3 protein-coding genes are annotated in these 7922 nt (G+C 64.5%); 1 reads left to right on the forward strand and 2 read right to left on the reverse strand.

All coding sequences use genetic code 11. The features are described 5' to 3' along the window. Window positions 1–161: 161 nt before the first annotated feature. Window positions 162–872, reverse strand: a complete 711-nt coding sequence (locus ACFWM2_RS40365) for a hypothetical protein (protein WP_383291375.1) — start codon at window positions 870–872, stop codon at window positions 162–164. Further along, entirely contained in the window at window positions 844–7131 is a 6288-nt protein-coding gene (locus ACFWM2_RS40370) for a hypothetical protein (RefSeq protein ID WP_383291377.1), read from the reverse strand. Before ACFWM2_RS40370 ends, ACFWM2_RS40365 begins: the two co-directional genes overlap by 29 nt. Window positions 7132–7336: 205 nt before the next feature. On the opposite strand from ACFWM2_RS40370, the gene ACFWM2_RS40375 reads away from it, so the two are divergent. Then, on the forward strand, window positions 7337–7831 hold the full coding sequence (locus ACFWM2_RS40375; protein ID WP_383291379.1) for a CorA family divalent cation transporter: 495 nt from the start codon (window positions 7337–7339) through the stop codon (window positions 7829–7831). Window positions 7832–7922: the final 91 nt, after the last annotated feature.

The raw sequence follows: 7922 nt of genomic DNA on the forward strand, positions 1-7922 counted from the left end.
CGACACTCGGGCCTTCGGCCTGCACAGCCTCAGCCCACGGCACGAAAACGGCCCACCAACTCCATCGGCGGACCGTCACGAAACTTCGAGGCTAGCAGGTACCCCCGTGGCAGCAGATCAGTTGCGGACCGGAAGACCGTTCCTCAAAAAGGCCCCTACCCTCACACCGACCCGTCGGGTTCACGCTCCGACGGCATCGCGGGCAGACCGTCTTCGAGGACCCGCCGAGCTTCTGCGAGCTGTGACTCGGCACGTTGCAGAGCAGCGATCAGCTTCGGGAGCCCTGTGCGTGCGGCCGGATCGTCATCTTCACCATCGGTGTACGCCTTGAGGGTGCGCGCCAGCCGAAGGAGGGCGTCCCGCGCCGCTCGTTGTTCGTCCCGTTCGAGATGCTCCGAGAGCTTCAACCACTTGGCCTCCTTGTCGTCGGCCTCTTGAGCAGCAAGCGCGACAATCTCACCTGCCACGCCACGGACGGTCTCCTCAAGGCTCAGCGCCACCCGAAGTAGCGGTGCTCCGACCATGTCGTCCTCACTGGGTTCACTCCCAGACGGGAACATCCGGTAAAAGCTCCAGCGGTCTTGGGGCTCGCTCAGTCGTTCCAATGCCCTGAACACGGGCTCGAACGCGCGCAGCGGTGGAGTCGGGGACGGGAATGCCGTCCGGTGGTCCCAGAGCGCGAGGATGACGGTCGTCGCTTCGCGGCGTACGCCGTCCGCCTCTGCTCCCGTGGCGTTCTCCGCCTGCACGATCAAGTCACCGATGCGGTGGGCCATCCAGCGGCCCAGGACATCACTCTCAGAGAGACTGTCGGCGATCTCCCTGCCAAGTTCGAGGGTCCGCTCAAAGCTCGCCGCATCTTCCGGAGTCATCGAAGAGGTAAATCTTGTAGGACCGTTCGCGTGGGGGGAGGGATTCGTCATCGTTTTGGCGGGACCTCGTCGTGTAGCTCTGCTTGTGGTCTTTGTGTGTGCGGTCGATCATCACTTCGACGATCATGCTGTGTCCGGCCAGAGCCAGCAGTTCCTGAAGGGCGTCCCGCTGAATTTCCAGCCGCCGTCCCTGAGTACCCGTCACGCGGTCCGAACTGGTCGTAGAAGTATCGTCCCAGTAGGTACTACGAAGAGCGATATCACCGGCCCGAGTCCATTCGCGCATATCTGCGTCCGCTTCCAGCCCTAGCAGATCGATGACTTCATCAGAAGGCATATAGGGCGGGTACTTGATCCCTGCGGCCAGCGGATCCTTACTGTCCATCCCCTCACGCCCATCAGGATCGACGATCCAACCGGTGAGCCGGAAACCTTGGACGTCGAACTGGTAGTCGCTGTCATTGGCATCGGGAATGCGGTAGCCCATGTACGAAGGGGCTGTCTGTAGGGCAAGTACCAGTGCCCTGGCCCTCTCGGGAATGACGAGGGCACTACGGATCAGGACGCTCTGCTCAGCTTCGTATCCCGCGTCATCGGAGCTCTCCCAGACTGTGACCCATCCGTCACCCGCCAAGAGACGCTCACTGAAGTGCCTGCTGTTCAGCCGCCAGACCCAGTCGGCGTCCGGGGATTCGTTCTTTCCTCTCAAGACGCTCTGCGGTGAGGGGTCCCGTCGGTCGGCAAGCCACCTGCCGTCGTCTCGAGTGACGCGGAAATCACGAAGCCAGTCGGTGAACAGGTCCATGTCCGCCTCGCTGTCCCGGTACACGGGATGAACCTTGAGCAACTCCCCGGCCACGGTCCACAGGGCGTGAGTCGTGAGGTAGAAGTCCAGGTCGTCGGCGTCCGGCCGGGTCGTACGGTAGGCGAAGGTGTTCCCGTCCTTGTACAGCCTGAGGGTGTGGCGCGGGTCGTCCTCGTGGGTGCCGCGGTAGGGGAGCCGCCAGGTGTCCGTGATCGTGCGCCCAGCGAGACCTATGACGGTCTCCTCCGAGACCCCAAAGGCTTCGCCGAGGGGCTTGCACCAGTCATCCTTGAAATCCCAGAAGAAGCGAAAGTCGCTCGGTTCGGATTCGTGGGCTTCGTCCTCCATACGGCTTCGATTTCTTGCCTCTCGTTCCTCCCACGACTCAGTGAGGATTTCCGTCGGGATGTTGATCTCGCGTACGGCGGCGAGTTCCTCTGCGCTCAGGATCTCAGGGCGGGACGAGGCGAGGGCCAGACAGATCGTTTTCGCGCTCTCCTGCATCACAACGTGCGGTCCGTCGTCGAAGAGCACTCTCCGCAGCAAGGGCTCGAACTCTGCAAGTGTCCGATGCGTCGCGGGGTTCTGAGCGGCCCGCGCGAGAGCGAAGAGCAGCCATTGACGGGCGTGTCGATCGTAGAAAGGCAGACGGGCGTCATGGAACGGAGTCACATCGATCGTGCCGAGCGCGAATCGTAGGAGGGCGTCAAGTTCTTCTTGGCAGTTGAGTTCGGCGAGGAGCCTGACACAGTGTGCGGCCCGCCACCTGACGTCCTGCTCGGGGTCACCCAGGACTGCCCACAGATAGCCTGCGAAGCACTCCACGACTCCGGTCGGTCCAGTGGGAAGGTCGGCGAACCCACCGTCGCCCGAATCCTCGGGGCAGAGGTCAGCCAGCATGGTGCCGAATTCGTCGAGGACAACCTGCGCCTGCTGACCGGTAAGGCGTGGGGCAAGTCGGGCTGCCAGGTGATAGCACTCCTCGGGGGGAAGCACGGCCGACTGCGAACCGAGTTCTCGAAGAGCCGTCGAGAGCAGATCCGCATCGCGCTCGTCGGCCAGACGAGCGAGTTCGGACAGGCCGATGGGGTCGTAGACCTTGGTGGTCAACTCCCGGCTGAACCGGGTCGCGGCCGTGTCCGCGAGATGCCTCAATTGCTGGCGCGCCGCTCGTGGCAGCAGCGGCAGAGCGGCCAGTTTCTTGACCATCTGCGCGTAGTCGAAAGCGTCGAGGTTGGGATGGGACTGGAACGCGGCGAGCATGTCGTCGAGTTCACGCAGGGGCACCCTGACTGCTTGGGCTATGACCTGCTCCATATACAGCAGGTGGTCGGACGTGCGAACGAGGTGGCGGGCCTGCTCCCAGCCTTCGGCGGTGGAGAAGTCGCACTCTGCCAGGGCGTCCTCGGCCTGCCGTGCACGAGCCGCTCGCGCTGCGTCCTGCTCATTGTCCGGGGTCCATCGGCCCGAGCTGTAACCGCCCGATGCGGGGAAGGCGATGTGGCGTTTGCCAGGGGCGAGCAGTGTTCCGGAGATGTCGACGTCCAGTTCGGCGGCGGTCCGGTCGAGGCGTTCGAAGGATGCGCTGCTGAAGCGTCGTGGCCGTAGGAATTGTCCCAACGTTCCAGCGATACGTTCACCGTCGCCCGGAGTCTCGCGCAGTGCTCGTTCGACGAGACGGAGTTCATCGACGCGGTGCTCGTCGAACGGCACCAGCGCTGCGGCGGTGACGGCGGACGGAGCGAGCGGGCCGGCCTCTGTGTCGAGCAGTGCCTGGATGAATGAGCCCACGGAACACAAGCGGCGGTCGCGCCAGCGGGAGGCGACGGTCGTCGCGGTCGTGGCGCTCAAGCGGCCCATGGCGGCCAGTACCTCGGAGTGATTCGTTGCGTCCCCGAGGTAGGGTTCCAGGCTTTCGGTGAGTTGGGCGACGCGATAGGCACGACGGTCGTCGTCGTGATTGCCGTCGGATGCTCGGCGGGCGACGGAGAGGAAGGCCCGCCACAACGCGTGTACGTCGTCGCCCACGCGGTCGGTCAGATCGATCGCCTGGGTGAAGTAAGCGTGAGCTTCGCTTCTGTCGAATCGCTGGACGGCGCGAGTAAGTTTCACCATCTGCTCCGCCTTGTACTCGGCACTCTCCTTAGCCGCATCGAGCGAAGCGGCCACGGATTCAGCGAGTTCGACGGCGATGTGCTGCAACTCATCGACAGGAGCAGCTGCTCGGACAGCGTCGATGAGGACCCCATCAGGAAGGTGCCGCTGCGCGCCTCGGTACCAGTCGAGCAATTGCTGGCGCGTTCCCTCGGACGAGCCGAAGGCTAGGATCCGGACGCCGAGCCCGGCAATGCCTCTGTGCAGGAAGTGGGGCACCTCCTCAAGGGTCCGGTGGGACGTGGTAGGAGGTACGAGTTCCGGGAAAAGACTTTCCGTGTCGCTGACGATTCCGACGAGGCAGTCGATCCACAGGCTCGCCCAGGCGCCGAGGGGCACGACATTCTGCTTGTGGTCGTTTTCGGTACTTGAGTACGTGTGCGGCTTCTTTCGCGCTTCCCGGACGTCTTCGCCGGCGAACTCGTCCACGTCGAAGGGCTGTCTCCGGATCTTCGACAGCAACGCGAAGCCGCACAGCAGCGTGATCGTGTCGGTGCCGCGCCCCCAGCGGCTTCCGGCTCCCCTACCCAGGTCGCCGGGGAGATTCAGCCGCAGGATCCGCTCGGCTTCCCCGTCCGAGAGAAGTCCGTGGCGCAGGCCCATCGCGACGATCCAACCGACCGCTGGAAGCTCCTTGTTCTCTTCGGAGTATCCCTGGTGCCGACGAGCGGAGACGGATCGGCGCTGGCGCTTCAGCATTCTCACCAAGCGCCGCGCAAGGGGCGCCTGGCAGACGAAGTTGGCCTGCCAGGCGGCAGAAGCGACCGCGAGCTGAAGGTATTTCAAGGACACGGCCGCAAGGCCGAGAGCCTCCAGATCCTCGGTGCGGCCCGAGTCGGCAAGCCGGGTGGCGATGATCAGTCCGGCCTCGAAGGCCACCCAGTTGGGGCTCCACCGAGCAAGATGGCTGACACATGCTTCTACGCCGTCGGTGTTGAGAAGCCCGAAGGCGACCTCGGCAATATCCGTCGCGGTGACTCGGTGCCGGTTCGCATCGTCGTCGTCCGACTGCTGCACCCATGCCCTGAGCCATTCCGAGGCGCTGCGCAGCCGACTGCGGGCGAAGTCGGTCTGGCCTGCGGCGAACGAGAGAAGGGCGCCCTCGCAGTGAAGATTGGAGCCGGGCCAGTCGCCGACGAGGCTGCGGTTCGCGACGATGTCCTCGATCGTGACGGCATCCAGGAACTGCCCCGCCAGATCGGTGTTGGACCGCAGCAGTTGAAGGCGGCGGGAGTGACCGGCGGTCAGGCTGCCGGCCTTGACGGCCAGCCGGGTTGCCTCCCACTCCTTTCCCACGCGCAGTGTGGCTTTGAGAGCGAACTGGGCCCGTTGCTGGGCGATCTCCCGTTGTTCCAGGTCATCGCCCTCGGGTAGGGCGCCGTCGGTCATCGCGAGTTCGACGAGGGTGTCGACCTGGCCGGCCTCCCAGAGCAGTTGGGGCAAACTGGCAGCCACGTACGGTTCGTCGGCGGCGAGCGGGGTCAGTCGGTCGATGAAATCGATCAGGGAGTTGCCGGTGGGACGGTACTTCGTCCGGAACCAGGTCTCGGTCGGTTCGTCACGGAACTGCAGCGTGTCACCGTCGACGAGGAGCGGGCGTCCGAGATCGGCCGCGAAGCTGTGCACGAGGGCGGCCGGTACTCCGCACAGCTCGGTCAGAACCTTGACGGGCAACCTCGGCCGGAGCGCGGCCAGGGCCTCGCACAGACGGTCGATCTCCGCGCTCAGGTGGTGGGCGTCCTTGCACCGGTCCACCATGTCCTGGAGGAGTTCGTCGAAGAGGGAGCCGTCGGGGTGCCTCGCCTCCCCGAGAGAGACCAGACAGGATTCGATGTCCGCGGCCATGCCCAGAACGAGGGCCTGGATCCGAGGGTTGCCGCCGGTACGCCGATGGAACTCGGCCGCCTGTGCCTCCGAGACCGGCCCGAACACCGACTCAAGATGCTGCTTGGACTTGGCCACGCCGAAGCCCTCGAGCTCGATTCTGTGTACGTTGGGCGGCGGGTTCAACAGATCGATGCGTTCGCTGCGGCACAACATCACGAGCCGCACGTTGTCCGGCAGTGTCTCGCGCAGCACGTCCGTGACGAAGGTCCGCTCCCCACCGTCGTTCGCGATGAGCGCCGCGTTGTCAGCCGCGTCCACGACAAGAACCAGGAGCGCCCCGGGAGCGGAGGCCGTGACAGCCTCCGCAGCGCTCCGGACCCTGGCCATGAACGCCCTCGCGTAGTCGGCCGGCTGAGCTGTGCCGACCGGGATCAGCGGATCGCAAAGGGCATGCGCAGCAAGCTCGTTCGCCAACTGCACCAAACCTTGGCGATGTTGATGGCGCGGTGAGCTGGAACGCCGGTACCCACCGTTTCCGAAGCAGTCGTAGACGAGTGTGACCGAGCCGGAAGGCAGATTCGGTTCGATCTGTGTCGTGAGCACCGACTTGCCCACGCCACCGGCCGCGTGAACGACGACGGGCCGCCCGATGAGTCCGACGATGTCGTCGACGATCGCGCGAGTCTGGTCCGTCACGATGACATGCCCGGGTTGGTCGATGAGGTTAGGCGCGGGCAGCACATGCTCAGGTGGGACTCCGAGAGCGGCAAGTACCGTCGAGCGTTCAACGACGTGGTTCGCCTCGAGCGAGGTCGCGCGTCTGGTGATCATCTCCTTCAGCAGCAGGGGCTGCACATCCGGGGCACCGGGAAGAAGACCGGTCAAGTCCAGCCGGAACAGCCCTTCGAGGCGCAACAGGCCCGGGGCCGTGGCATCCACCTCCAGGCGACTGAAGAACGCGGCTTCACCGGCTACATCGTCGGAGAAGTCCGCATACTGCCTGAGGTACTTGACTTCGTGCGCATACTCACCGGGCTCTCCACCGGCTGCCAGGACCTCGATCGCTCGAAGCACGGACTCGCGGACCGGTCGGTTGGAAAGGAACTCGAAGGTCACCTTCTCTTCGAGCCCCGGGGACTCCTGACGAATCTGCCTGAACTTCTCCGCGAACCCATTGACCGTCTTCGAGAGACCCGACACAGTCCACTCCTCCGTGGCCTGTACGGTCGAGTGCTTCAGCTGCCGGTACACCACACGGTTGGCCTCATGAAGGCCGGTCGCACCGTAGTACTCGGCGATGTCGACTACGTCCTCGCCAGCTTCGCCCTGGGTGTCGTCGGGCGACACACCCTCGACAGCGATCGCGGTCAGATCGGCGTCGGGAAGCAGCAGTTTCAGCGCCTGGCGAGCCGCCCAGTGGTAATGGAACTGATCACCGTCCCGGCTGGCACGCAGAAGATCGGTGTCAGGCATACCCACTCCCGACAGTCCTCACAGCGATGGAAGGGGGCAAGGGATTCCTCACATCACAGCAGACCAAGACGGCATAAGGGCACATACATTACCCACCCCTCTCGGAGGTGGGCAACGCATCCACTGGCGCACCCTGCCTTCGGCTCCGGCGGTCGGTATAAGCCAGGGCCAGATACCCCGACCCCCGACCCCCGTCCTCCAGACCGTGCTGATCACCCTCAGCACGGACGATGCCGGCAGACGACGAACCAATAGACAGGCTCCTGCCCTGCCTACGGCAGCCACTCAGCGTGCACACGGCCGCGCCCCAGTTGGACTGGCTCCCCCTCGCCAGTGGCCGCAGCTCGGGTCATCTCTGGGGAGAATTTGGGGAGTACGAGCAGCTCTGGGGAGAGCGTGGGGAGAATCGACTACCCAAGCGGGTACGAGCCTGACAGAACGGAAAGAAGGATCAACGCAGGCCAGGTACCTGATCGCTCACATTTCTGCAGGTCAGGTCCACCTGAACGATGACTTCAAGAAGATCTCGTCCTGGGCCGCCATCCTCTTCGCCCCGACCCTGGTCGGCACCATCTACGGCATGAACTTCGACCACATGCCGGAGCTGCACTGGCTCTTGGGCTACCCCTTCGCGATCGTCCTGATGGCGGTCGTCTGCACCAGCCTGTACGTCATCTTCAAGCGCCGCGACTGGCTCTAGCCTCGAAGTTTCGTGACGGTCCGCCGATGGAGTTGGTGGGCCGTTTTCGTGCCGTGGGCTGAGGCTGTGCAGGCCGAAGGCCCGAGTGTCG

Origin of the sequence: Streptomyces sp. NPDC058371 (genome assembly GCF_042723265.1) — a bacterium.
Lineage (GTDB): Bacteria > Actinomycetota > Actinomycetes > Streptomycetales > Streptomycetaceae > Streptomyces.

Coding starts and splice junctions, on each gene's coding strand:
- ACFWM2_RS40365 (WP_383291375.1), bottom strand. CDS start 872: ATGACTCCGGAAGATGCGGCGAGCTTTGAGCGGACCCTCGAACTTGGC.
- ACFWM2_RS40370 (WP_383291377.1), bottom strand. CDS start 7,131: ATGCCTGACACCGATCTTCTGCGTGCCAGCCGGGACGGTGATCAGTTC.